Origin of the sequence: Algibacter pectinivorans, from assembly GCF_900112595.1 — a bacterium.
In the GTDB taxonomy this organism is placed as follows: domain Bacteria; phylum Bacteroidota; class Bacteroidia; order Flavobacteriales; family Flavobacteriaceae; genus Algibacter_B; species Algibacter_B pectinivorans.
In genome coordinates this window covers 382292-408979 of sequence record NZ_FOMI01000003.1, presented here as the reverse complement: position 1 = coordinate 408979, position 26688 = coordinate 382292, and the positions used below count along the sequence as shown (strand labels likewise).

Sequence of the window (26688 nt, the reverse complement as noted above, 5' to 3'; positions counted from 1 at the left end):
CTCCGTTTTCACAGAGCTTTTAAATGCATATTGAATATGGTTACAAATCATTAAAAATAGAATGCATTAAACGTTTTTTATCGTTAATACTTTCTTCTAACGAAATCATTGTTTCTGTTCTATATACGCCTTCTATATCGTCTAATAAAAAGATTACTTCTTTAGCGTGTTCTGTACTTCTAGCTCTAATTTTACAGAAAATATTAAACTTACCTGTAGTAATATGAGCTACTGTAACATAAGGAATTTCATTAATACGCTCCAAAACAAATTTAGTTTGAGACGTATTGTTTAAATAAACCCCTACGTAAGCAATAAACGAATAGCCTAACTTTTTATAATCCAACATTAAAGAAGATCCTTTAATAATACCAGCTTCTTCCATTTTTTTTACACGAACATGAACCGTACCTGCTGAAATTAATAACTTTTTTGCAATATCAGTAAAAGGAATTCTTGTGTTGTCGATTAACATGTCAAGAATTTGATGATCTATTTCGTCTAATTTGATTTTTCCCATAATTAACTATTCTTATATATGAGGCAAAATTAATACATTTTTATTAAAAATACAGAACTATTTCTATGTTTTATTTCGATAAAAGCAATAATTTCTCATTATTTAATATTACGAAAACGTTTTCGTAACCTATTTCCAATACCCCGCCTTCTCCGTTATAAATGGCAACACCTTTAGCATCAATCTCTTTGTGTCCATAAAATGCATTTAACTTTTCAATTTTCTCAATTTTGGGTATAAATTCCACCCGATTATTAACTAATCGCTCTTGAAATAATACACCTACATCTAGCAAAATACCATCAATTTTTGCATTTCTAATAATAACATCTAAAAAGCACTTCCCGTTTTCTGGAATATTAAAGTAAGATTCGTACTTATTCCCTGTAACTTCTGTTTTGGCTATATAATCCAACGAAGCTAAATAAGATACATATATTAACTCGCGTGTTACTTCTCTACCATAATCATTTGGAAAATGCCCCGCTTCAAATAATATAGTTGGGACATTCTCACTTTGAAACGTATCTCCAACACAATTTAAATTAAAAGCATCGTCATACACCCCTACTTGATTGGATATAATTTGTTGCAGCGCATTATTCATTACCCCTATAACCTCCATAGCCACTTTTCTATTGGGTGTAACAGTACAAGCCTCGTCTTGGGCTGGAGCTAAAAATGAAACCGTTGCTAATTTATTTGTGTTTCCTGCACTAAATATAGTACGCTGCCCATGTAAATTATAGCAAAAATGCGGCTTAAAATTCTCAAAAGTATTACGCAAGACTATACTTTCTGGTTGTGTTCTATTTTGAGCATCTCTATTTAAATCCACCTGATTTGCGTTAATTCTAGTATAAGATAAAGCGCCATCTGGATTTAAAATAGGAATGATATATAAAGTACAGGACTCTAAAATAAAATTAAGCTCCGAATTGGCGTCTATAAAGCTATTTAAGAGATCGAATATAGCCTTAGTAGTCGTAGACTCATTACCGTGCATTTGAGACCACATGAGTATTCTTTTTTTACCATTTCCAATTTTTAAACCATAAATAGGATTTGATAAAACAGACTTACCAATAGTTTCTACTTGCACATGTTTTGATAATTTTTCAAACAAAGGCTCAATGTCTTTATTGGTTATATAACGATGAGATAATTGATCTTCTTTGTGCCGTTTAAATAACGCCTTAATATCCTGTAATTGCATCTTGATTATTTTGTGTACACAAATGTAAACAATTACTTTTTTACATTTGTAAACATTAATTTTCAACAGTTTGTTTACAATATTAAACAAGAAGTTCGGTTTTAGATATATATTAATCAAAAAAACTTACTTTAATTGAAATTTTTAACTTAAAACACAAATATTCAGTTGTTTATATAGTGAATATTAAACCAAAACTTAAAACAAATAGATAACAACCATACAATATATTTCCTGATTTAAAGTTATATTGTTACATTTGTAACAACAATTACCTCAGACAACTATTTACAATGATAAACACAGAAGATTTTATTAAAAGACTACAAAAAGTTATAGATTACTACGGTGAGTCTGCATCTTCTTTTGCCGAAAAAATTGGAGTACAACGCTCTAGTATCTCACATATATTGTCTGGTCGAAATAAGCCAAGTTTAGATTTTATTTTAAAAGTACTCTCCGCCTTCCCCGAAGTTGATTTGTATTGGCTATTTAATGGTAAGGGAGCTTTTCCTTCTGAAGAAAAAACCAAAGCACCTATTCAAGAAAATCTTGCAGCAAAAGCTACAATACCAGAATTGCCGCCAATAACTAAAAGTGACAACAACAAAACTATAGACCGTATTGTTGTATTTTATTCCGACGGAAGTTTTAAAAACTACGAAAATTAACAGTATTGTTTAGTAGCTTTGCATGAAAAAAACAAAACATGCGCACATTACTTCTTTTAACCTTTTTTTTAAGCTTAACAAGCTGCTATGAATCGCCTAGAAACTGTAAAGACTATAAAACAGGCACATTTCGATTTGATTATATTGTAGATGGTGTAGAAAAAAGCGCAAACTTTAAGAGAACCGAGCGCTATAGTATTAATTTTTATGATGGAAAAACAGATAGCTCTGAAGTGAAATGGATTAATGATTGTGAGTTTGTGTTGTACAAGATTAACCCAAAATCAATCGCAGAGAAAGACCCTATCCATATGAAAATATTAACCACCACAGATAGCTCGTATACCTTTGAATACGCAAAAGCTTCTTTTAACGAAGGTGAGCCTCAGAGAAAAGAAAAAGGAACAGCTATTAAAATTAACTAAGCAACCTTCCTAATTATGTTATTAGGAAACTATTTTTTAATCAAAAGGGTAAAGAAAATGCTCTACGAGTTGAAATTTTAGTTGTTTTTCCTCAGTTATTTCATAAGTTAAAAACACTTCTCCCCAATATTGACCATCGGAAAAATCTGCAACAATCCATTTATGATTCAGCATTTTTACTGTATTTAACATCATTTTTCTGCCCTCACCAGAAGCATAAGGAATAATAGGATGATCTCCTTTTACCTCATTCATCTTATACAACTCATCTTTAATAAACGGAATTAATTCATCTATTTTATACCCATCATTTTCAAAATAACTAATAGCATCTTCGTTTCTGTATAGATTAAAATGTGATAACTCTAAAATATCCTTATGTAAAACAGCAACAGAATCCTTGTATTTTTTAAGCTGCGTATTACTTGTTACTAATTGCTTATCAATATCCTCGAAAATTCGTTTCGAACTAACATACTGAAACAACACTAAAAGCGCTGTAAACACAAATAAGTACATAAAAATTCTCTGCTTCATTATTCTTTTTTATTTAAACTGTTATTTTTAATCCGTCGTATGCCAAAAACACATTGTTAGGTAACTTGTTCTCAACATCATCGTGAAACCCTAACAGATGACTTATATGTGTTAAATAAGCTTTTTCTGGGTTAACTTTCCTTATAAAATCCAGTGCTTCGTCTAAATTAAAGTGCGAGTGATGCGGCTCTATACGTAAAGCATTAACCACCAAAACTTTTACATGTTTAATTTTTTCAACCTCCCTATCCGAAACCGTTTTCATGTCGGTTAAATATGCAAAATCTTTAAACTTAAAACCAAAAACTTGCAACTCATGATGTTTACCACTTACAGGAACAACCGTTAAATTTTTCAACTTGAAAGGCTTATTTTTAAGCCTGTGAGTTATAACTTCTGGAGCTCCTGGATACCTGTTTTCCTTTTTAAAAACATAATCAAATCGTTTTTTTATAGATTTTAAAACGCGCTTATGTCCATAAATAGAAATACCACCTTGCTTAAAATAAAATGGCCTAATATCATCCAAACCTAAAACATGATCGGAATGCTCATGAGTAAACACAATACCATCAATTCGTTTTACCTGCGCCCTCAGCATTTGATACCTAAAGTCTGGCCCACAATCTACTACATAAGTAAAATTATCCCACTCTACTAAAACAGAAACTCTTAAGCGCTTGTCTTTAGGGTTTTTACTTAAGCAAACCGGGTGGTCGCTTCCTATAATTGGAATGCCTTGCGAAGTACCAGTACCAAGAAAAGTAATTTTCAAAAATTTTAAGTTTTTACAAAAATAAGTTTATTTTTTTGTTTGCTACACTTATTTGATACCTTTGTAAGAACAAGACGTAACCTATACACATTATGGAAATAACCATTACTGGCGACAAAGAATTTGATGATATCCCATCGTTAAAATCTAAGGCATTAAAAATCAACTTAAATTCAAACATTTACGGAACCTTTGCTGAAATTGGCGCAGGACAAGAAACTTGTCGTCATTTTTTTAGAGCCGGAGGAGCTTCAGGAACCATCGCTAAAGCTATGTCTGCTTACGATAAAGATTTTAGTGATGCTATATATGGTGCCGAAGACGATGGACGCTATGTAACCGAAGCGCGTTTAAGAAAAATGCTTGCTCACGAAATGGACCTTATGGAAAATAGGCTAACCCGTGAAAAAAATCCCAATAAAATATTTTTCACCTACGCCAACACCGTTGCAACCATTGATTTTGCTAAGCAATTTAAAGGCCATGGCTGGGTAGGAATTAAATATCAGGTTGAAGCAGGCGCCGAATACAACGAAATAATCCTCCACTTACGTTTTAAAGAAACCGACGCACGACTGCAACAAGAAACACTTGGTGTTCTAGGTACAAACTTAATTTACGGCGCGTTTTACAAGTATAACGAACCTAAAAAACTATTACGTTATTTATACGACCATTTAGATAAAGACCAGTTAGAGATTGATACCATTAACTTTTCTGGACCTGTTTTTAAAGATATCGACAACCGCTTAATGAGTTTACAGCTGGTTAAAAATGGCATGACAGATGCCGTAATGTTTGGTCCAGATGGTACCAATGTTTTACCGGCTCGTGTGTTTTACAAGAAAAACATTTTAGCACTTAGAGGTAGTTTTAGACCCGTAACCAAAGTAAACATGGCAATGTATGAGAAATCATACGAAATGTTTATAAAAGAAAACAAAGTTGACGAAAAGAAAACTGTTGTGGTTTTTGAAATCACACTGTCTAATTTAAGAGCCGAAGGTGAAATTGACGAGCAAGATTTTATAGATCGCGCAGATTTACTATGCTCTCTAGGACAATCGGTTATGATATCCAACTTCCAAGAATACTTTAAAGTTGTAGAATACTTCTCTAACTACACAAAAGCTAGAATGGGATTAGCTATGGGCGTTAGTAATTTAGTAGATATTTTCGACGAAAAATATTATCGTCATATGAGTGGTGGTATTCTAGAAGCCTTTGGAAAATTATTCTTTAAAGATTTAAAAGTTTACCTATACCCAATGAAGGACTCTGAAACTGGAGAGCTTATTACTAGCGAAAATTTAAAGGTATATCCACGAATGAAGGAATTATACAAATTCTTTAAATACAACGGAAAAGTTGTAGATATTGAGGATTATGATGAAAGTATTATGAATATATTCTCAAGGGAAATACTAAGAAAAATTTCGCGTGGGGAAAAAGGTTGGGAAGAAATGGTACCAGAAGGAACTGCAGAGTTAATTAAGGACTACAGGTTATTTGGATATACCCGAAGACCACTAACCTTAAGCAGAAACATTACTAGAAAGAAAAAGTAAAACAAAAAAAAATAAAAAACGGCTATTTTGAATGAATAGCCGTTTTTTTTTATACACACTGGTAAATTAATTTTCTAAAATTTGCGCCGCATGATCTTTGGTTTTTACTTTTTGAATAACACGATCTACAACACCTTGCTCGTTTATTAAAAAAGTCATTCTATGAATACCGTCATACTCTCTACCCATAAACTTTTTAGGCCCCCAAACACCAAAGGCATTAATAACCGTTTTATCCTCATCGGCTAATAACGGAAAAGGAAACTCATGTTTATTTTTAAAATTTGATTGTCTCTTTGCAGAATCTGCACTAACACCTAACAACTCATAACCTTGCGCTTTAAGTTCGGTGTAATTATCTCTTAAATTACACGCCTCCACAGTGCAGCCTGGTGTACTTGCCTTAGGATAAAAAAACACAACTAGTTTTTTGCCTTTATAATCGCTTAATGAAATATCATTTCCTTGCTCATCTTTAGCTGTAAAATTAGGAACAGCATCGCCTTGTTTTAGTGTATTCATAGTCTTAACTTTGATTTTTATCAAAAATACAACTTATGACTAAACAAGAAAAGGTAAACTTTGTTATAAATACGCTTTATAAGCTTTACCCAGAAATACCAATTCCGTTAGACCATAAAGACCCATACACCCTATTAATAGCTGTTTTACTCTCTGCACAATGTACAGATGTTCGCGTAAACCAAATAACCCCTTTACTATTTGAACGTGCCGACAATCCTTTTGATATGATTAAAATGTCGGTAGAAGAAATTAAAGACATTATTAGACCTTGTGGCCTATCGCCAATGAAAAGTAAAGGCATTTACGGCTTATCAAAAATATTAATTGAAAAACATAATGGCGAAGTGCCACAAAGTTTTGAATATTTAGAAGAACTACCTGCCGTTGGCCACAAAACAGCAAGTGTTGTTATGTCTCAAGCCTTTGGTGTTCCTGCATTTCCTGTTGATACTCACATACACAGATTAATGTACCGATGGAATTTAACCAACGGGAAAAGTGTAGCTCAAACCGAAAAAGATGCAAAACGTTTATTTCCTGAGGAATTGTGGAATGACTTACATCTTCAAATTATTTGGTATGGTCGTGAATATTCGCCCGCTCGAGGTTGGGATTTAGAGAAGGATATTATTACTAAAACTATTGGAAGACAATCGGTTTTGAATGATTATTATAAATCAAAAAAGCCCTAATTCTTAGAATCAGGGCTTTTATTTTATTTATTTCTATTTAATTCAGAAGTGTTTCAAACCTCATGTTATTATAATCTTTAACATTTAAAGCTTTTGAGTAATTAAGAAGAAAATTAACCGTTTCCTCCTTTGGCTCGCGCTTTTCAATGTTTTTTAAAGAATTTTCAGAGTAAATTTTTTCCATTATATCTATTTAAAAGGTTAATTCAAATAGAAAACGAAACAAGATTTACTTTATTGCATTAATTCGTTAAAACTATATTGTGCTTATCAATTATTTTGCGCAAATTAATAAGCGCATAACGCATCCTTCCTAAAGCAGTATTAATACTAACACCTGTTCTTTCAGAAATTTCTTTAAAACTCATATCGTTATAAATACGCATCATTAACACCTCTTTTTGGTCGTCTGGAAGCTCATCTACCAAACGTCTTACATCATGTTCTACTTGCTCTTTAATAATTGTTTTTTCAGCATTCAAGCTACTATCGCTTAAAACAGAAAAAATATTAAAATCGCCCGCATTATCAAATTTAGGCATTCTATTATTTTTTCTAAAAAAGTCAATTACCAAATTATGCGAAATACGCATTACCCAAGGTAAAAACTTACCTTCCTCGTTATACGAACCACGTTTTAACGTGCGTATAACTTTAATAAAAGTATCCTGAAAAATATCTTCAGCAACATCTCTATCGTATACTTTAGAGTAAATAAAACTGTAAATTCTTTGTTTGTGCCGTTTAATTAAAATTTCTAGCGCGCTTTCATCTCCTTTAATGTAGTTGCTTACTAGAATCGCGTCCGTAATAAGTTCTTGTTGCATAATGTTTACTTTTAATGCACGAAGTAAAACCTCGTTGCTTGGGGGTTATTAAGTTTAAAAGTAATTTTATGCTATAGACACGTGTTTATTAAGTTATTATGAGTCAAATATAACAACAATCGTTCCTAAAAAACAATAAATCATAATTTTTTTTAACTATTTATTCGATAAACGGTTATTTTTTATGCTCGCCCACTTGTATTATCTTTACAAATTATTTCGATAAACATCCTATGAACACTAATATTTCCGAAGTTAACCCAAAAGAAAACATCATTATAAAAGGTGCAAAACTGCACAACCTTAAAAATATCGATGTTGTTATTCCAAGAAACAAATTAGTGGTTATAACGGGCTTATCGGGCTCCGGAAAATCAAGTTTAGCTTTCGATACGCTATATGCCGAAGGTCAACGACGCTATGTAGAAAGCTTATCGAGTTATGCGCGTCAGTTTTTAGGGCGATTAAACAAACCAAAAGTAGATTATATAAAAGGTATTGCTCCTGCTATTGCTATAGAGCAAAAAGTAAATTCTACAAACCCACGATCTACAGTAGGTACAACAACCGAAATTTACGATTACCTAAAGCTGCTATTTGCTAGAATCGGAAAAACCTACTCGCCCATTTCTGGTTTAGAAGTAAAAAAAGACACGGTCACAGATGTTCTTGATTATATAAAAACATTTCCCGAGCGAGAAAAACTACTGCTCCTTGCTCCTATTTATTTGGAAGAAGGACGAACCATTGAGGACAAATTAAAAACATTAAATCAGCAAGGTTACGCACGTATAAAAGTTAACAACGATGTTTTAAGAATAGACGAAGCTCAGTCTATAACCAAAAAAGACACTATATTATTAGTTGTAGATAGAGTGATCACCAAAAACGAAGAAGACTTTTACAACCGATTAGCAGACGCCGTACAAACTGCTTTTTTTGAAGGTAAAGGCGAATGTATCATCGAAACCTTAAGCGATAACAAACAACGCCCTTTTAGTAATAAATTTGAATTAGATGGTATTAATTTTTTAGAACCTAATGTGCATTTGTTCAGTTTCAACAATCCTTATGGCGCCTGCCCAAAATGCGAAGGCTATGGCGACATTATTGGTATTGACGAAGATTTAGTGATCCCTAACACAGGGCTCTCTGTTTACGAAAGCGCCATTTTCCCGTGGCGAGGAGAAAGCATGAGTTGGTATAAAGACCAATTGGTAAACAACTCGCATAAATTCGATTTTCCTATCCATAAACCTTATTTTGAGCTAACCGATGCCCAAAAACAATTAATCTGGACAGGAAACAAATATTTCGAAGGTTTAAATTCCTTTTTTGCCGAGTTAGAATCTAAAGCTTATAAAATTCAAAACCGGGTAATGTTATCGCGTTACCGCGGTAAAACCAAATGTAAAACCTGTAATGGTAAGCGTTTGCGTATTGAAGCCAACTATGTAAAAATTGCCGGTGCCACACTTACCGATTTGGTAGAAATGCCATTAAATAAGCTAACCACCTTCTTTAAAGCGCTAGAACTTACCGATCACGACGCTCATATAGCCAATAGATTATTAAAAGAAATAAACAACAGACTATCCTTTTTAGCTAATGTAGGTTTAGATTATTTAACGCTAAACAGAAAATCGAACACCCTTTCCGGTGGCGAAAGTCAGCGTATAAACCTAGCAACATCGTTAGGAAGTAGTTTAGTGGGCTCTATGTATATTTTAGACGAACCCAGTATTGGCCTGCACCCTAAAGATACCGAACGCCTTATTTCTGTTTTAAAATCCTTACGCGATTTAGGCAACACAGTAATTGTGGTCGAGCATGATGAAGATATCATGAAAGCTGCAGAATACATTATCGATATTGGTCCCGAAGCAGGAACCTTTGGCGGCCATGTAGTTGCCGATGGCACTTATACCGATATTTTAGCATCACAATCCTTAACAGCCAAATACTTAAACGAAAAGCTAAAAATAGAAGTTCCAAAAACACGCAGAACATCAAAATACCATGTCGATATTATTGGAGCTCGCGAAAACAACCTCAAAAATATCAATGTTAGCTTTCCTTTAGGCATACTAACCGTAATTACAGGAGTTTCAGGTAGCGGCAAAAGTACCTTAGTTAAAAAAATATTGTTCCCAGCGCTTCAAAAGAAACTTACCGATTTTGGAGACAAACCAGGACAATTTACCGAGCTAAAAGGAAATTTTAGCAATATAAATCACATTGAATTTGTAGATCAAAATCCAATTGGGCGCTCATCAAGATCCAATCCGGTAACCTATATAAAAGCATACGATGATATTCGTGCGCTGTTTTCAAAACAGAAATTAAGCACCATACGAAACTACCAAGCAAAGCACTTTTCGTTTAACGTAGATGGCGGACGTTGTGAGACTTGCAAGGGTGAAGGTCAAGTAACCATTGAAATGCAATTCATGGCCGATGTGCATCTAGAATGCGAAACCTGCAAAGGCAAACGCTTTAAAAAAGAAGTCCTAGAAGTTACATTTGCCGATAAAAACATAGACGATATATTAAACGCAACAATCGACGATGCCATTGCTTTTTTCGAAGCTACCGAACAAACCAAAATTAAAAACAAACTCCAACCACTACAAGATGTTGGCTTGGGTTATGTTACTTTAGGACAAAGCTCGTCTACCCTATCAGGTGGCGAAGCACAACGTATTAAATTGGCATCATTTTTAGGTAAAGGAAACAATAAAGAAAAAGCACTATTTATATTCGACGAACCCACAACCGGACTTCATTTTCACGACATTCAAAAGCTACTAAAATCTTTTAATGCTTTAATAGCCAAAGGCCACTCTATTATTGTTGTCGAGCATAATATCGATTTAATTAAATGTGCCGATCATATTATCGACCTTGGTCCAACGGGCGGCGAAAAAGGCGGAAATCTAGTGGCAACAGGCACTCCAGAGGAGATATCTAACATAAAAGCATCTCAAATTGGTAAATATTTAAAAGAAAAACTTTAATTCACTTTTAATTATTTGGGCGTTACCACAAGGGTCGGGCTTTCACAAGTCGCTCTCTTCGAGGAGCTCCAACAATTGCTCAATCCCTAACGCACCTATTTGCAACATTTTGGTTTAACACCACAAACTAGTCCATTTTACTTATTTCTTTTTTTTAAAGAGGTGTTTCAATAAAATAACTCCCTCTTAAAAAAGAAACGTCTCTTTTTTAGCACAAATAACAACTCTCTAAAAACCAATAAAATAACAACAACAAGACTGTTAAAACCAAGTTAATTCAACAATCTAACCATTTTTTTGGCACGCAAATTGAAAACCACTAAACAACAAAGCGAAAGCCGAAAAGCTAAAGAGTAGGCACAATGAAATCCTTATGATTATGAAAAGAGTAATACTAGTATTTGCAAGTTTGTTGATAGGATTAACAACTGCATCAGCAACCGAAAGTAACACACACAAACCAAACATAAAGCTAGAAAAAAGAAAAAGCAAGCACCTATCTCAACCTATTACGTTTAAAGAAAACGGTGTGGAGTTTTTAATTTTCTCAGATGGTAGTTTCGATTTTAATGCAAAACACACAAAACACTTTAACCCATTACCATATAACAGTAACACCTATAGAAACACAAGTTATAGAGGCCCAAATGCCAATGTACTATATACACGTTTCTCTAATAAAGGTCTAACAATTACCCACGACAGATTTGGAAAAATTAAACGCATTGGCCATGTAAACATAAATTACGATTGTTACGGACGTATTACCCGCGCTGGAACCGTTAACATGAGCTACAGCCCAAATAAGCATGCTGTTTTAACCAAAGTTGGCGGTTTAAAAGTTGTCTATAATCGCAAAGGACAAATTGTTAAAACCCGAGGACAAGTAAAATATTACGTAAAAACAAGGCATAATAAAAAGTATAAAAGATATTTTTTTTGAGATTAGTTAGTTTAGTTAAAGGTGAAAACCTCGAAGTTGTATAGCTTCGAGGTTTTTTATTTATAATATTTAACCTATACACACTTACCTACCACAAAAAGATTCAGCTGGTAACTAATTACAGTCTTTTTAAATATTATTAATGCATTTACTCTTGGTTTTAACAGCAAACCTAACAATCAACCCATAGCTTCCTCAAAATAAAGCTGCATGTATTAAATCAAATTTCTTCTTGTTTAAAAAACTCTTTAAATATCCTTATTCTTTTCAAGTTTCAGAATTGATAATAAATAAAGTCTTTTGCAATCTAACCAACACACAATACAAATAGTAAATACTCTATATTTTTTAGTCAACAGCAATCTAAAACACTTCCAAATCAACATATAATTAAATTATTTATTCAATGTTTACAAGGCCTAAATCCCTATGTTCGTTTTTTGGCACGATGGTTGTAATTACTAAAACAGTAACCCATAAAAAATTATAGTAATGAAAAAGTTTATATTCTTATTAGCAGGTTTAGTCCTTACAGGATTTACTGTTAACGCAACCACAACCAACACCGAAACAAACGCAAATGAAGCCGCAACATATTATGGAGGTTATGGAAACTCTTTTATATTTAATGTAGATGGCGTAGAGTTTTCTGTTTTTAGAGATGGACAATTCGATTTCAATTTACTTAGAAACACCTCTAATTTTGGAGTAAGTATTAACACAAGAAACGTAAACGTTAGTTTTAATACTGGTTACGATTACAACGCTTACGTGCAATATGATGAATACGGAGCAATAATTCAAATAGAAAATATTCCTATTTACTATGATTACTATGGCCGTATTAGTCAAGCAGGAAATGTAAACATCTATTATAACAACTTTGGTTATATAAACCGTATTGGTGGCTTAAATGTATATTACAGAAACAATGTGTTTTCTCACTACTCTGGGTTTATCAATATTTACAACAGAGGCTATGTTTTTAGACCATGGCACAGGTATTACAGCATCCCAGCTAGAGACTACTGTGTAGTATACAACAGACCTTACAGACAATTTTACAACCCTGTACGTTACACGTATCATAGAGCGTTTCAAAACAATTACAGACCAAGAACGGCTATTGCAACTAGAAGAGGAAATACAATTTCTAGAAACAGAAGTTACGCAACCGTAAATAGAAGCAAAAGAAATGTTACACAAGTTAATAGACATGCAAACTATAAAAGAACTGTAGCTAACAACAACTCAAACACAAGACGCGCAAATAGCACAGTAAATAGAAGCACTAGAACTAATGGTAAAGCAAATAAGCAAGTTACTAGACGCGATAATAGAACTGATAATAACATTTCAAGAACAACAACTAATAGAAATAACACGAAAATAGTTAACAGAAGAACTACCGGAAACACTAATAATATTGGTAATAGAACAAGTACTAGAAACAATACGGTAACACGTAATAAAAAAACTACTACAGTTCAAAAACCAAAAGCAACAAATACACGTACATATAATAGAAACAATAATAAAACTAGAAGTACGCAAGTAGCTCAACGTACTGTAAGTAAACCAAGAACAACTCAAAAACGCACAGTTTCGAAGTCTACGCAAAACAGAACACAAAGAGCAACACAAAGCAGAAATAGCTCTAGCAACAATACAAGATCGACATCGACAAGACGAAGATCATAACAATTTTGGTTGGTTAGTACGAAAATCCCTACGCAAGGTTTGCCTCAAAGCAGCATCGTAGGGTTTTTCTTTTTAAGAATAGTTTAATTTATTATACAAAATAGAATAAGAATATTTTATTTTAAGCGCAGCGCATTACAACTGTTTTTCGTTGCCTCCAAAATAACAATCTATTATTTCAACTTTATAAGCTTTTTAATAACCCTTGAAATATCATCTGACAAGTTAAACCGATAAATTACAATAGTATAAAGCACTGTTATTAAAATCGATTTTAAACCAATATTAACTATTGGATGAAAAGAAAACTCCCAGAAATAAAATAACAAAGCAGAGGTCAATAAAAGCAGTCCTATCTTAAAGGTTGCCATCGTAAACGGAAACAGTTTAAATTTTCTATACACAAAATACAACTTTATGGTATTGTATAAAAAAACAGCGATAAACGTAGCTATAGCCGCTCCATTTATACCACACATTGGAATTAACACTATGTTTAATAAAACCATTATTGCTATTATAACAACACCAATAATTAAAACAAACCTATAATAATCACTATTAAAAAGAATAGCATTATTACTACCTAGTAGGGAATCATAAAGCTTGGAAACACTAATTAAAAGCACGACATACAAGCCTACACTATACTCTGTATCTATTAGAAGATATAGTTGATTTATGTTTAATATAATTAGTAAAAAAATTAAACCTCCCACTACAAACAGACTTAAAGAACTACGTTTGTACAAATCCTCCAAGGAGTTAAAATCTCTATCATTTAAATACTTTGCCGACATTGGAGACAGTAACTGATGCATTGCACGCTGCGGAACCGCAATAACTGTCGAAATAAAAATTGCTACATTATAATAAGCAATATTGCGCATAGGGTTTAGGTACTGACCCATCATAACTTTATCGATATCTAAAAGTTGAGTAGCTATTAGGCCTGCAACAATAATTAAAGCAGAATACTTTAAAATACTGTTTAACCCACTTACTTTACCAAACGTAATTACAGGGAGTTTTATACTAAAAGCATAAACGCTCATAACCAACATGCGCAAAACATAAATTACTACGAGGCCAGCCATAAATTGCTCTAAACTAATAATTTTGAAATGCAAAGCAAAAAGCAACAACATACTACAAACTCTATGAAAAACCTCTTTCATGAAATTTCCAAAAACGGTTTGCATTTGCACTTTTGCCCAGGCAAAAAACACTTCAAAGTAAGCCAAAGCAATGGCTATAATAAACGTATGCCATAAATAACCTTTTATTATTTCGTTTTTACTCGACAAAAAAGCGGCAATCGTATCATAACTAAAATAAACAATGCAAATTAAAGGCAGTATAATACAAAATGGCAAAACAAGCATAAGAGTTAAAAAGCTATTAAGCGCCACTCTTGTTTTAAATGTTGAATAAAATTTAACCAAAGTATTGTGCATACCAAAGGACATTAACGGCATAATAACATAGGCTAGCGAAAGCATATAGCCTACCATTCCATAATAATCGTCTGTTAAAAATTCTGTATAAAGAAATAATGTGTTTATAGCGCCTATAAAAAAACCCAAATAGGTTGAAACAATATTTTTAAAAGACTGTATAGCAACGACACCCATTATATTAGTTTAGCTAGTGATTTAGTAAGTGCTTTTCTATGGTACTTTTGCAAACCAACAGGACTAACTTGTAAGTTTTCATTTAAAAAAGCTTTATAATACTCTAAGATAATTCTTTTTAACGAGTCGTAATCATAATAAGTAAAGTAGTGTCCTGTATTGGTTTCTTTAATGATTTTCTTAACATCGGAATTTTTTGGACCTATAGCAACTATGGGTCTATTTGAAACCATATACTCAAATAACTTACCAGGAACAATGCATTTTGTATCCTCTGAATCTATTTCTATAAGCAACAAAACCTGAGACTGCTTTTGATACTTAACAGCTTCTTGATGCGATACATAACCCACAACATTAACATAATCACTTAAACTATGTTTTTTAATAGAAGCTAAGACTTCTTCACTTACAAATCCAACAAAATTAAGCTGAAGACTTTTGGCAAAGTTTAAATTTTCAGTAACTAAATCGTGTAGTACTTGCCAAAATATTTCTGGATTTCGCTTAGATAACAAAGAGCCTATATGAGCTAATGTAAATTTAGTATCCATGCTAAAATTTACATGAGCCTCGTTATCATACCCATTGGTAATAACTTCAATAGGCTTATTGGTTAAGGCTTGAAATTCTTTTTTAGTAGTAAAACTTGTAACTATAATTTGATCGGTTGTATTTAACACTTGTTTCTCCAAAGCTTTATGTTTAACTGCAGAACCAGTCATTAACTTTAATTGCTTATGGTAACCAATAGTAGTCCATGGATCTCTAAAATCTGCTAACCACTTTACCCCCAACTTTTCTTTTAATTTTAAACCAATAAGATGGACACTGTGTGGTGGCCCTGTAGTAATAATAGTTTCAATCCTTTCTTTTTTAATATAACCTTCAAGAAAGGACACCGAAGGCTTTACCCAGCCTACTCTAGCATCTGGTATAAAAAAGTTACCACGCACAAAAAGCATCATCTTTTCGATTAAAGATTGCTCTTTCTCGTTTGAGATAATCCCTTTACTAATGGTTCTAGAAGACTTTTTAGAAAAAATCCCCGCCCATTTATAAGGTTCTTTTATTGGATGTTTAATGATTGTTAGAGTATCTGATACTTCTAGCTCTAAACTTTTATCAAGTATAGGGTAATTAGGGTTTTCTGGAATAAAAAGAATAGGATTTACATCGCAATCTGGTAAATACTTAACAAATTTTAACCAGCGCTGTACACCCGGACCACCCGCAGGAGGCCAATAATAGGTTATTATTAGCGCTTTTTTAGACACTTCTATTCTTTTTGAACTCATAGTACAAACCTCCAAGCAGCAATAAACCAAGCAATATTGAACTTGCTAACGTTATTTTACTTCCTGTTTTCACCACATCTGGATCAAACTTAAACTCAATAGTATGTGTTCCTTTTGGTATTTGCATACCACGTAAAATATAGTTTACCCGAATATGATTCGTTTCTTTTCCGTCGATATACGTTTTCCATCCTTCGGGATAATAAATCTCTGAAAAGACTGCAAATCCATCGTTTGAGTTATTGGTTTCGTATTTTAAGTAGTTAGACTTAACATCTGTTAAATCTATACCTACTAAAGAATCTACAACATAGTTGTTTTTTATATTGCCTTCAAATAAATCCGGCTTCATATAAACTGCCTTGTTTTTAGAATCTAAACTATCTAAGGCCTTAATTTCGCTGTTAGCAGAATTTACTTCTTTTAAAGCACTTACAAACCAAGCGTTACCATTAGCGCTTTCGTTCTTATAAGGGAACGCTGCGCCTTCTTCATCTTGCGCTACAATATACTTTGCATTTAGCATATTAAGCACATTCATATTGTTTCTAGAAATATAAAAGTCGAATACTTCGCGATAACGTCTTAATTCGGCTGCATTATAGCCATTTAGAGAATTATGAAAATAGGATGGCTTTGAAGGTCCTGAAACCAAATCGTATACCCTAAAGTGCGATGTATCTTTTAAAATATACTGATCCACTTCTGTAGCTTGAAATGGTTTATTCATTTGAACACCCGAAACAAAATCATCGTTATTAACATAGCGTCTATCCACACCAACCAAATCAAAAAGGATTAATACCCCAAAAGCTACGACTACCCATTTTTCCTTTAACTTATCCTTTAAAAATAAAAATATAGCAGCTGCCGATAGTAACACCAAAACTAAAGTTCTAAAAGTATCTGCTGTAAACATCGATTTTCTATCTGTTTTTAAAGCATCAACAAAATCTTGCCCGTAATTTTGACGATAAAAACCATCGTTAGTTCCAACAAAATCAAACAAAGACGATTTAAACAACAAAAACACCAAAGCCAAACCTGCGGTAATACCTATCGAATATTTTAGAGCTTTAAGCTTAACGTCTTTACTTTCATAATCATTAAAAAGCCTCACTAACCCAAAAATGGCTAATGCAGGTATACACAACTCTAAAATAACTTGAATAGAACTAACCGCACGGAATTTATTATATAGCGGTACAAAATCAATAAATAAGTCTGTTAAAAAACCTAAATTCTTTCCGTAGGACAATAATAAAGACAGTAATGTACCACCAACGAGCCACCATTTTAATCTGCCTTTCACCAAAAACAAGGCAAAAACAAATAAAAATAAAACGACTGCACCTATGTATGCAGGCGCTTCAACAATAGGTTGGTCTCCCCAATACGTTGGTGCACGACTCGCTTCTTGCGCTGCTTGAGTTGTCGTTGCTCCTAATTTTCTAAAAGCCTCGTAGGTTGCAGAATCTTTTCCCACATCTTCGGAGTTTCCTCCACCTGTAAAACGCGGAATAAATAAATTAAAAGTCTCTACAATGCCATAACTAAACTGAGTTATATAGTCTCGATCTAAACCATTTGTAATGTCTTTAGGTGAACCATCTGGATTAATTGTTAGTTCACTTTTACCACGTTTACTCTCTTTAACATATTCGTTAGTAGCTAAAAAGTTAGTAGCATTTAAAGCAACAGACAAAATAACAGCTGCAACTAAAACACCAATGGATTTAAAGTAATGCGGCAACATTTGTTTTTTATAAGCGTCTACCAAATATGCAATACCTAATATGATAACTAGAAACATAAGATAGTACGTCATTTGAAAATGATTAGACACTAACTCTAGCCCCATAGCTATGGTTGTTAGTAAAAAACCAAGAATGTATCGTTTTTGAAACACCAACAGAATGCCGCTTAAAACCAAGGGCATGTAAGCAATAGCATGCGCCTTACTATTATGGCCTACTCCTAAAATTATAATTAAATACGTAGAAAAACCAAAGGCTAGTGCACCTAAAGCAGCCAATTTAAAATCTACTTTTAACACTAGTAAAAACACATAAAAACTTAACAAATACAGAAATAAATAATCTGCTGGACGAGGTAAAAACCGTAAGGCTAAATCTAACTTTTTAATGTAGTTATGCGGATATTTTGCACCCAGTTGATATGTTGGCATACCTCCAAACGCACTATTGGTCCAATACGTCTCTTCACCAGTTTCAGCTTTAAAGTCTTTTTGCTGCTTGCTCATGCCAATATATTGCACAATATCATTTTGATAAATAGCTTTCCCTTGTAAAACAGGACTAAAATAGGCTAATGAAATTACTATAAAACCTAATAAAACTAATACGTGGGGTAATAATTTTTTAATTGATAATGGCATGAATTGTATTTAAGAAAATGATTCTGAAAAATAGTTATAATTTTTCAGAATTAAGTATAATAAGATTACTAAACTTTAAGAACATAATTCCTAATAAAGGAAACAATAAAAAGAGAGCACTACTCTATTTCCTCATAATCCACATATTCTCCAACATTTTTGTTAGATGTTTTTGTTTCTGGTATTTTATCGATAGTAATTTCGCCTTCCTTTTTTTCAGTCTGTTGACTTTGTCTTTTTTGAAATTGACCAAACTGGCCTCCAAAACGTTCTTCGGCTTTTTTAGCTGCGAATTTAAGCAGTAAAGGCGCGAAAATCCTAGAAATAATTTTAATTCCGTAATATACTAAGGCTATTATAAGAATGGTTTTTAATAAACCCATTTTTTTACTTTTATGATTTAATTTAACAAAAATACAATTCTATCCGTTTAAAAAAGGCTCAAGAATGATAAAAAAAGCATAAAATATCTATATTTGAAAACCTTTAATACATTTTATTAAAGAAACAATTAAACCTTAGTATTATGACCCCAATAAAATCTAAATTGTTTTTTCTACTATGCCTAATAACCACTCAGGCATTTTGCCAATATACCGATGTAATAAACTCCAATAGACCAGGAGTATCCAGAAGTGCTTTTTCTGTAGGAACCAACGTAGCTCAACTAGAAATAGGACCTTATAGTATAAAAGAAGAAAGAACACCAGCAGCAGCCTATGAAGTTTCTGGTTTTGGAGTAGATTTTGCCGCTAGGTATGGGTTGTTATTTGAAGAATTAGAATTAAATATTGAAGGCACCTACCAAAATGACACAAAAACTTTTGCCTCTAATTTTAGCACCGATGAAGATCGAGGAAATTTTAAGTTTTTAGCCATAGGTGCTAAATATCTTTTATATGATCCTTACAAAAACACTGAAGAAGACAAACCAAACCTTTACAGCTGGAGAGCCAACAGACAATTTAAATGGAAATCTTTAATTCCTGCTGTATCTGTTTATTTAGGAGCAAATTACGACACCAACCCCAATCCATATACCTACGCTGGCATTGAAGGTTTTAGCCCTAAAATAATGATTGCAACTCAAAATAATTTTTCTGGAGGATGGGTATTTGTAATGAATTTAATAAAAGACAGGATAGGAACAGAACAATCTGATTTTCAATACATATTAACATTAACGCACTCCTTTAGCCCAAAATGGGTTATTTTTGGAGAAACCCAAGGCATACATAGTGATTTTTATGCCGATAACCTTTTTAGATTTGGTGGCGCCTACTTACTGTCTAAAAACTTTCAATTAGACACGGCAGTAACTTTTAATACTAAAGATACACCATCGGTATTTGGCGTTAATTTTGGAGCGTCGTACCGCTTAGATTTCCATAAGGATAAAGAGATTGACAATGTTAATTCTGCAGATGAGCAAGACGGGTTCCAATTACCAAAAGCAAAAGGGAAAAACAAGAACAAAAATAAAGACGTAGAAAATCCAGAAAACAATAACAAACGCAAAAAGAAAGACGTAGATTTTGATGATTAAACCTCATTAATAGCTAACCAACAAATATGATAACACTTAAAGAAGTAAAAAGCAAAAAGGACTTAAAAGCTTTTGTAAAGTTCCCTTTTAAGCTTTATAAAGACTCTAAATACTGGGTTCCTCCAATTATTAGCCAAGAAATAAAAACCTTTGACAAAAAAGAAAACCCTGTTTTTAACGATGCCGAAGCGCAATTATTTTTAGCCTACAAAAACGGAGAAATAGTAGGTCGAATTGCAGCAATAGTTAATTGGCTAGAAATTAAAGAGCAAAACATAAAAAAAATGCGCTTTGGGTGGTTTGATTTTATTGACGATCCAGAAGTTTCAAAAGCACTTTTAAGTGAAGTAGAAAAAATAGGAAAAAGCTATAACCTAGAGTTTACCGAAGGACCAGTAGGTTTTTCTAATTTAGATAAAGTTGGAGTAATGACAGAAGGTTTTGATTCTATAGCTCCAATGGTAACCTGGTACAACCATGCCTATTACGCAAAGCATTATCGCGATGCCGGTTACGAGATTGAAAAATCATACTCCGAAAGCAAATTCCCTTTTACTAATGTAAAGCCTGAGTTTTTTAAAAAAGCCCAAGATTTAATTAAACGACGCTACCAGCTAAAAGCTTTAAATTTAACAACCACAGAAGAGGTTATGCCTTATGCTGATAAAATGTTCGATTTATTTAATGAAAGCTACGCATCCTTATCTTCTTTTGTTGCAATTAACGAGGTGCAAAAAGCCTATTTCAAAAAGAAATTTATAAGTTTTATAAATCCTGAATACATCAAATTTATTGTAGATAAAGATGATAAAATGATTGGTTTTGCTATTGTTATGCCCGCTTTTGCAAAGGCTTTACAGAAAATGAAGGGTAAATTATTCCCTTTTGGATTCAGGCATATTTTGAAAGCTAAAAAACATAGTAAAGATGTTATTTTTTACTTAATAGGCATCCATCCAGATTACCAAAACAAAGGAGTTCATGCCGTGATATTTAATGAATATTATGACACCTTTAAAGCGAAAGGTATTGAAACCTGTTACAGAACTCCAGAATTAGAAGATAATGAAGCCATCCATAAAATATGGAAACACTTTTCGCCGGAAGTTTATAAACGACGAAAAACATTTAGAAAAAATCTAACGTAAAAAAAACGCCGATTCAAATTTGAATCGGCGTTTTTTTTAATATTTGTAAATAACCTATTCGCCCATTGCAGCAATTAAGGCTGCAGATAAACGCTTATATGTTCCGTTTTCTAAACGATCTCTAATCGCATCAAAAGCATCTAAAGTCTCAGAAACATCCTCTAAGGTATGTGTTGCAGTAGGTATTAATCTAAGTAAAATTAAACCTTTAGGTATAACTGGGTAAACCACTATAGAACAAAATATTCCATAATTTTCACGCAAATCTCTTACTAAAGCCATAGCTTCAGGAATACTTCCTTTTAAGTATACTGGTGTAACACAACTTTGAGTAGTACCAATATCGAAACCACGCTCTTTTAATCCAGATTGTAATGCGTTAACATTCTCCCATAATTTGTTTTTCAATTCTGGCATGGTTTTAAGCATTTCTAAACGCTTAAGTGCACCAACCACTAATTGCATTTGCAAAGATTTTGCAAACATTTGAGAACGCAAATTATATTTTAGGTAGTCAATTATTTCTTGATCTCCTGCTATAAAAGCTCCTGTACTTGCCAAAGATTTAGCAAAAGTTGCGAAATAAACATCAATATCATCTTGAACACCTTGCTCTTCTCCTGCACCAGCGCCAGTTGCCCCTAAGGTTCCGAAACCATGCGCATCATCAACAAATAATCTGAAATTAAATTTCTTTTTAAGTGCTACTATTTCTTTTAAACGCCCTTGCTCACCTCGCATTCCAAAAACACCTTCAGAGATTACAAGAATTCCTCCACCTGTTTGTTCTGCCATTTTAGTAGCACGCTCTAAGTTTTTTTCTAAACTTTCAACATCATTGTGCTTATAGGTAAAACGTTTTCCCATGTGTAAACGAACACCATCAATAATACATGCATGTGCATCAACATCGTAAACAATAATATCATCCTTTGCCACCAATGCGTCTATAGTAGACACCATACCTTGGTAACCAAAATTTAAAAGATAAGCTGCTTCCTTACTAACAAATGATGCTAATTCATTTTGAAGTTTTTCATGTAAATCGGTGTGCCCAGACATCATTCTAGCTCCCATTGGGTATGCAGACCCATATTCGGCAGCTGCTTCAGCATCCACCTTACGTACTTCAGGGTGGTTCGCTAGACCTAGGTAATCATTTATACTCCAGGTAATAACATCTTTTCCTTGAAATTTCATACGGTTAGAAATTTCTCCTTCTAACTTAGGAAACACAAAGTAACCTTCTGCTTGTGATGCCCATTTACCCAATGGTCCTTTGTCTTTGTAAATTTTTTCGAATAAATCTTTCATTTATTATTATGATATTGCTATTAAAATTGAGACGTAACCGCAACTAGTTAATACTTTTTAAACCGAGTTAAACAAGAAATGCTCAAAATTAAAGAAGCTTTTAGTATTTAGTTAGTGACTGCAAAATTAAATATTTATATGGTTTGAACATAATTTTTAACGCTCAATTATTAACAAAACAAAAAAAAGGTAACATTTTACCACTTTAGTAAAATATCACCTCTTTTTTTAACTTAAAATTTTGTTATTTAATGTATTGTATATTTTCTGCTGCGGCTTCATTTACACTATCAAAGAAACCTTGATCGCTCATCCATTTATCACTGTACACTTTGCTCATATAGCGCGCACCATGATCTGGATAAACTACAACTACATAATCGTCTTTTTTAAATATGCCTTCATCTCCTAGTTGCATAAGTGCCTGAGTAGCTGCTCCAGAAGTATAACCTACAAACATACCTTCCCTTTTTGCAATTAATCTGGCTGTGTGTGCACTATCTTCGTCTGTTACTTTTATAAACTCATCTATAATATCAAAATCTGTTGCAGAAGGAATTAAATTTTTCCCCAATCCTTCTATTCTATATGGATAAATTTCTTTTTGGTCGAACTCTCTAGTCTCATGATACTTTTTTAAAACCGAACCATAAGCGTCTACACCTATAATTTTAATATCTGGGTTTTGCTCTTTTAAATACCTACCTGTGCCAGAAATAGTACCACCTGTACCACTACAAGCTATTAAATGCGTTATTTTACCTTCGGTTTGATTCCAAATTTCTGGACCTGTAGATCTATAATGCGCATCAATATTTAATTGATTAAAATATTGGTTAATATAAACCGACCCTTTAATCTCGCTATGTAATCGTTTTGCAACTTCGTAATACGATCTAGGATCGTCTGCACTTACATGAGCAGGGCAAACATATACCTTTGCTCCCATTGTTTTTAGCATATCTATTTTGTCTGGCGACGATTTAGAACTTACTGCTAAAACACAATCGTACCCTTTAATGATACTTACCATGGCTATACTAAACCCTGTATTACCTGAGGTAGTTTCTATAATGGTATCGCCAGGAGATAAAATGCCTTTTCTTTCGGCTTCTTCTATAATATAAAGTGCTATTCTGTCTTTAGATGAGTGTCCTGGGTTAAAAGATTCTACTTTCGCATAAAAGTTACCTTTAAACTTGGAAGCTATTCTATTAAGTTTAACAAGCGGCGTATTGCCTATTAAATCTAATACATTATCAAATACTTGATTTCTGTTTTTCATATAAGCTTTTTATAAATCATAATTATGTCTTAATCATAATTTAAACCGGACAAAAATAAAACTTTTTTTTTTATTATCCATAAATACCTTCTAAATCTAGTAAAAACGCATACTCTAGGGCTAATTCTTTTAGGCTTTCAAAACGACCAGATGCACCTCCATGACCAGAGTCCATATCGATATGAAATAACAATTTGTTAGAGTCTGTTTTTAGCTCTCTTAATTTAGCTACCCATTTTGCGGGCTCCCAATATTGCACTTGAGAATCGTGTAAACCAGTTGTAACAAGCATATTAGGATATGCTTTAGCTTCAACATTATCATAAGGCGAATACGACTTCATATAGCTATAGTACTCAGGATGATTAGGGTTACCCCATTCATCATACTCACCTGTTGTTAAAGGAATAGAATCATCTAGCATTGTAGTTACCACATCTACAAATGGTACAGCGGCCAATACACCATTATACAGTTCTGGATTCATATTAATAATACTTCCCATTAACAAACCACCCGCCGAACCTCCGTAAGCATATAAATGTTTGTTTGATGTGTAGTTTTGCTCAATTAGAAACTTAGAACAGTCTATAAAATCTGTAAATGTATTTTTTTTGTTGAGCAGTTTTCCGTTTTCATACCATTCGCGCCCCAAATACTCACCTCCTCTAATATGCGAAATGGCATAGATAAAACCGCGATCTAACAAACTTAATCGAACACTTGAAAATGAGGGATCAATTGTTGAGCCATAAGACCCGTATGCGTATTGTAAAACAGGGTTAGTACCATCTAGCTCTATTCCTTTTTTATATACCAATGATATAGGTATTTTTACACCATCGGACGCGGTTGCCCAAATCCGCTTAGACTCATAGTTTTCTTTTTTAAATGTGCCGCCAAGTATTTCCTGCTCTTTTTTAACTTCGCTTTGTTTTGTTTTTAAGTTATAATCTATAACCGACCCTGGAGTATCCAAAGCGTTATACCCATAGCGTAATAACTCGTTATCAAAATCGGGATTATTACCAATATATGTAGTATAGGTTTCTGAATTAAAAGGTAAATAATAGTCTTCCTTTTTATCCCAACTCATTATTCTTATTTTGTTAAGTCCGTTTTCACGTTCATTAACAACTAAATAATCTTTAAAAATTTCAATATCTTCAATTAAAACAGATTTTCTATGCGGAATAACATCTTTCCAGAACGCCTTACCCGTATTGGTTTCGTTACAAATAGAAACCTTGAAATTTGTGGCATTATCTATGTTAGAAATAATATAAAAACTATCCTTGTAGTGCGCTATATTATATTCTAAATCTTTTGTACGTTTTTGAAAAATTTTAAAATCGCCATCTGGATTATCTGCATTTAAAAAACGATACTCTGAAGATAATGTACTTGAAGACCCTATAATTAAATAATTTTTTGATTTTGTTTTATATATAAAGGTGTTAAACGTTTCGTCTTTCTCATGAAAAACAACTTCGTCTGACTGGTTTTTAGCGTGTAACTTATGTTTATAAATTTTATGGGATCGCAAAGTTACTTCATCTTTCATGGCATAAAACAAGGTTTTATTATCATTTGCCCAAGTAGCACTGCCTGTCGTGTTTACTATTTTATCCGAATAAATCTCACCTGTAATTAAATTTTTTATCTGAATAGTATATTGGCGTCGGCTAACAGTATCGGTAGAAAAAGCTGCTAATTTATTGTCTGGACTAATTGAAATACCACCTAAATTAAAATAAGAAAAGTCCTTTGCCATAACATTACAATCAAACAACAACTCCTCCTCTGCCTCTAAAGTTTCTTTTTTACGTACGTAAATAGGATAATCTTTACCTGTTTCATATTTGGTTAAATACCAATACCCATTTAGCTTATAAGGTACAGACGTATCATCCTCTTTAATTCGAGCTTTCATTTCTTCAAACAAACTCTTCTGAAAATCTTCCGTATGCTTTAGTACAGCTTTTGTATATGCATTTTCTGCATTAAGATATTCAATAACCTCAGGGTTCTCTCTATCGTTAAGCCAATAATAATTATCAATTCGAGTATCTTTGTGAATTGTTAATTCTTTTGCTATTTTTTTTGCAATTGGAAATTGATGTGTATTTTTCAATTAAATGGTATTAATTCATAAATTTTAAGCTTCCAAAAATAGAAAATTTAAATAGCTTTGTATTAAAATAATTAATATATAAAATTATGTTTGGAGATATGATGAATATGATGGGTAAACTAAAAGAAACCCAGGCAAAAGTAGAAGCTACTAAAAAACGTTTAGATACGGTTTTAGTTGATGAATCTAGTAGTGATAATAAGCTTAAAGTAACTTTAACGGCGAATAGAACAATAAAATCTATTGAAATTGATAATGAATTACTTGAAGATAAGGAGCAATTAGAAGACTACCTTATATTAACTTTAAATAAAGCTATAACAAAAGCAACTCAAATTAATGAGAGCGAATTAGCCGCTGTGGCTAAAGAAGGCATGCCTAATATACCAGGTATGGACATTTATAAATAAATTAACTAGCATCTTATTTATTAAATAAAAGTAATTTTACCGGCTTAGAAACTTTAAATTCATAATAAAATCACACTTAATTTCATAATTTTAAGTTAAAACAT

Annotated in this window: 24 protein-coding genes; 10 read left to right on the top strand and 14 right to left on the bottom strand. The window is 32.8% G+C overall.

From position 1 onward, the window contains the following. Positions 1 to 40 precede the first annotated feature (40 nt). Entirely contained in the window at positions 41 to 520 is a 480-nt protein-coding gene (locus BMY96_RS06780) for an Lrp/AsnC family transcriptional regulator (RefSeq protein WP_092850739.1), read from the bottom strand. Positions 521 to 590: 70 nt separating this feature from the next. Next, positions 591 to 1736, bottom strand: coding sequence for a M14 family zinc carboxypeptidase (locus tag BMY96_RS06775; RefSeq protein WP_092850736.1), 1146 nt, complete (start codon positions 1734 to 1736; stop codon positions 591 to 593). A gap of 293 nt (positions 1737 to 2029) precedes the next feature. Between BMY96_RS06775 and BMY96_RS06770 the strand changes: the two genes are divergently transcribed. After that, the gene (locus BMY96_RS06770) at positions 2030 to 2407 is read left to right on the top strand and encodes a helix-turn-helix domain-containing protein (RefSeq protein WP_092850734.1); all 378 of its coding nucleotides are present in this window, start codon (positions 2030 to 2032) and stop codon (positions 2405 to 2407) included. A gap of 38 nt (positions 2408 to 2445) precedes the next feature. Continuing rightward, a complete protein-coding gene (locus BMY96_RS06765) occupies positions 2446 to 2832 on the top strand; it encodes a hypothetical protein (protein WP_092850731.1) in 387 nt (128 codons plus the stop codon). Between the two features lie 36 nt (positions 2833 to 2868). Here BMY96_RS06765 and BMY96_RS06760 read toward each other — a convergent pair whose 3' ends face one another. Both BMY96_RS06760 and BMY96_RS06755 read right to left on the bottom strand, forming a co-directional pair. Further along, positions 2869 to 3369 carry a hydrolase gene (locus BMY96_RS06760; protein WP_092850729.1) on the bottom strand — a complete coding sequence of 167 codons (501 nt, stop codon included), beginning with the start codon at positions 3367 to 3369 and terminating at the stop codon, positions 2869 to 2871. 13 nt (positions 3370 to 3382) lie between these two features. After that, complete coding sequence (locus BMY96_RS06755; RefSeq protein WP_092850727.1) at positions 3383 to 4144, bottom strand: MBL fold metallo-hydrolase; 762 nt, start codon at positions 4142 to 4144, stop codon at positions 3383 to 3385. A gap of 92 nt (positions 4145 to 4236) precedes the next feature. Here BMY96_RS06755 and BMY96_RS06750 point away from each other — a divergent pair, with 92 nt between their 5' ends. Then, entirely contained in the window at positions 4237 to 5712 is a 1476-nt protein-coding gene (locus BMY96_RS06750; RefSeq protein ID WP_092850725.1) for a nucleotidyl transferase family protein, read from the top strand. A gap of 66 nt (positions 5713 to 5778) precedes the next feature. On the opposite strand, the gene bcp is transcribed toward BMY96_RS06750, so the two are convergent. Continuing rightward, positions 5779 to 6234 carry a thioredoxin-dependent thiol peroxidase gene (gene bcp, locus BMY96_RS06745; protein WP_092850722.1) on the bottom strand — a complete coding sequence of 152 codons (456 nt, stop codon included), beginning with the start codon at positions 6232 to 6234 and terminating at the stop codon, positions 5779 to 5781. Positions 6235 to 6269: 35 nt separating this feature from the next. Between bcp and BMY96_RS06740 the strand changes: the two genes are divergently transcribed. Next, on the top strand, positions 6270 to 6929 hold the full coding sequence (locus tag BMY96_RS06740; protein ID WP_092850719.1) for an endonuclease III domain-containing protein: 660 nt from the start codon (positions 6270 to 6272) through the stop codon (positions 6927 to 6929). A gap of 37 nt (positions 6930 to 6966) precedes the next feature. Here BMY96_RS06740 and BMY96_RS15975 read toward each other — a convergent pair whose 3' ends face one another. Continuing rightward, a complete protein-coding gene (locus tag BMY96_RS15975) occupies positions 6967 to 7113 on the bottom strand; it encodes a hypothetical protein (protein WP_175473530.1) in 147 nt (48 codons plus the stop codon). A gap of 58 nt (positions 7114 to 7171) precedes the next feature. Beyond that, positions 7172 to 7756 carry an RNA polymerase sigma factor gene (locus BMY96_RS06735; protein ID WP_092850716.1) on the bottom strand — a complete coding sequence of 195 codons (585 nt, stop codon included), beginning with the start codon at positions 7754 to 7756 and terminating at the stop codon, positions 7172 to 7174. 233 nt (positions 7757 to 7989) lie between these two features. Between BMY96_RS06735 and uvrA the strand changes: the two genes are divergently transcribed. The 3 genes from uvrA (at position 7990) to BMY96_RS06720 (ending at position 13417) form a co-directional block, all read left to right on the top strand. Further along, positions 7990 to 10773, top strand: a complete 2784-nt coding sequence (gene uvrA, locus BMY96_RS06730; protein WP_092850713.1) for an excinuclease ABC subunit UvrA — start codon at positions 7990 to 7992, stop codon at positions 10771 to 10773. 379 nt (positions 10774 to 11152) lie between these two features. Then, complete coding sequence (locus BMY96_RS06725; protein ID WP_139205225.1) at positions 11153 to 11716, top strand: hypothetical protein; 564 nt, start codon at positions 11153 to 11155, stop codon at positions 11714 to 11716. Between the two features lie 492 nt (positions 11717 to 12208). After that, positions 12209 to 13417 carry a hypothetical protein gene (locus BMY96_RS06720; protein WP_092850706.1) on the top strand — a complete coding sequence of 403 codons (1209 nt, stop codon included), beginning with the start codon at positions 12209 to 12211 and terminating at the stop codon, positions 13415 to 13417. A 173-nt stretch (positions 13418 to 13590) separates the two neighbouring features. Here the strand turns inward: BMY96_RS06720 and BMY96_RS06715 are convergent, their stop codons facing one another. The 4 genes from BMY96_RS06715 to BMY96_RS06700 form a co-directional block, all read right to left on the bottom strand. Then, positions 13591 to 15051 (bottom strand): MATE family efflux transporter, encoded by a 1461-nt coding sequence (locus BMY96_RS06715; protein WP_092850703.1) that lies wholly within the window; start codon positions 15049 to 15051, stop codon positions 13591 to 13593. After that, on the bottom strand, positions 15051 to 16349 hold the full coding sequence (locus tag BMY96_RS06710; RefSeq protein ID WP_092850701.1) for a glycosyltransferase family 4 protein: 1299 nt from the start codon (positions 16347 to 16349) through the stop codon (positions 15051 to 15053). The genes BMY96_RS06715 and BMY96_RS06710 overlap by 1 nt, the downstream gene beginning before the upstream one ends. Continuing rightward, positions 16321 to 18747, bottom strand: coding sequence for a YfhO family protein (locus tag BMY96_RS06705; protein WP_092850699.1), 2427 nt, complete (start codon positions 18745 to 18747; stop codon positions 16321 to 16323). The genes BMY96_RS06710 and BMY96_RS06705 overlap by 29 nt, the downstream gene beginning before the upstream one ends. A 119-nt stretch (positions 18748 to 18866) precedes the next feature. Then, positions 18867 to 19130: a DUF4834 family protein gene (locus tag BMY96_RS06700; RefSeq protein WP_092850696.1), complete on the bottom strand. Its 264-nt coding sequence runs from the start codon at positions 19128 to 19130 to the stop codon at positions 18867 to 18869. A gap of 143 nt (positions 19131 to 19273) precedes the next feature. On the opposite strand from BMY96_RS06700, the gene BMY96_RS06695 reads away from it, so the two are divergent. Both BMY96_RS06695 and BMY96_RS06690 read left to right on the top strand, forming a co-directional pair. After that, positions 19274 to 20293: a transporter gene (locus BMY96_RS06695; RefSeq protein WP_092850694.1), complete on the top strand. Its 1020-nt coding sequence runs from the start codon at positions 19274 to 19276 to the stop codon at positions 20291 to 20293. Positions 20294 to 20319: 26 nt separating this feature from the next. Continuing rightward, entirely contained in the window at positions 20320 to 21441 is a 1122-nt protein-coding gene (locus BMY96_RS06690) for a GTP cyclohydrolase (protein WP_092850692.1), read from the top strand. 54 nt (positions 21442 to 21495) lie between these two features. Here BMY96_RS06690 and capB read toward each other — a convergent pair whose 3' ends face one another. From capB to BMY96_RS06675, 3 genes are all read right to left on the bottom strand, one after another. After that, a complete protein-coding gene (gene capB, locus BMY96_RS06685) occupies positions 21496 to 22755 on the bottom strand; it encodes a cysteate-C-fatty acyltransferase (RefSeq protein ID WP_092850689.1) in 1260 nt (419 codons plus the stop codon). A gap of 244 nt (positions 22756 to 22999) precedes the next feature. Next, positions 23000 to 24040, bottom strand: a complete 1041-nt coding sequence (gene capA, locus BMY96_RS06680; protein WP_092850687.1) for a cysteate synthase — start codon at positions 24038 to 24040, stop codon at positions 23000 to 23002. A 73-nt stretch (positions 24041 to 24113) separates the two neighbouring features. After that, positions 24114 to 26174 carry a S9 family peptidase gene (locus BMY96_RS06675; protein ID WP_092850684.1) on the bottom strand — a complete coding sequence of 687 codons (2061 nt, stop codon included), beginning with the start codon at positions 26172 to 26174 and terminating at the stop codon, positions 24114 to 24116. 86 nt (positions 26175 to 26260) lie between these two features. Between BMY96_RS06675 and BMY96_RS06670 the strand changes: the two genes are divergently transcribed. Then, complete coding sequence (locus BMY96_RS06670) at positions 26261 to 26584, top strand: YbaB/EbfC family nucleoid-associated protein (protein WP_092850681.1); 324 nt, start codon at positions 26261 to 26263, stop codon at positions 26582 to 26584. The last annotated feature ends 104 nt before the right edge of the window (positions 26585 to 26688 follow it).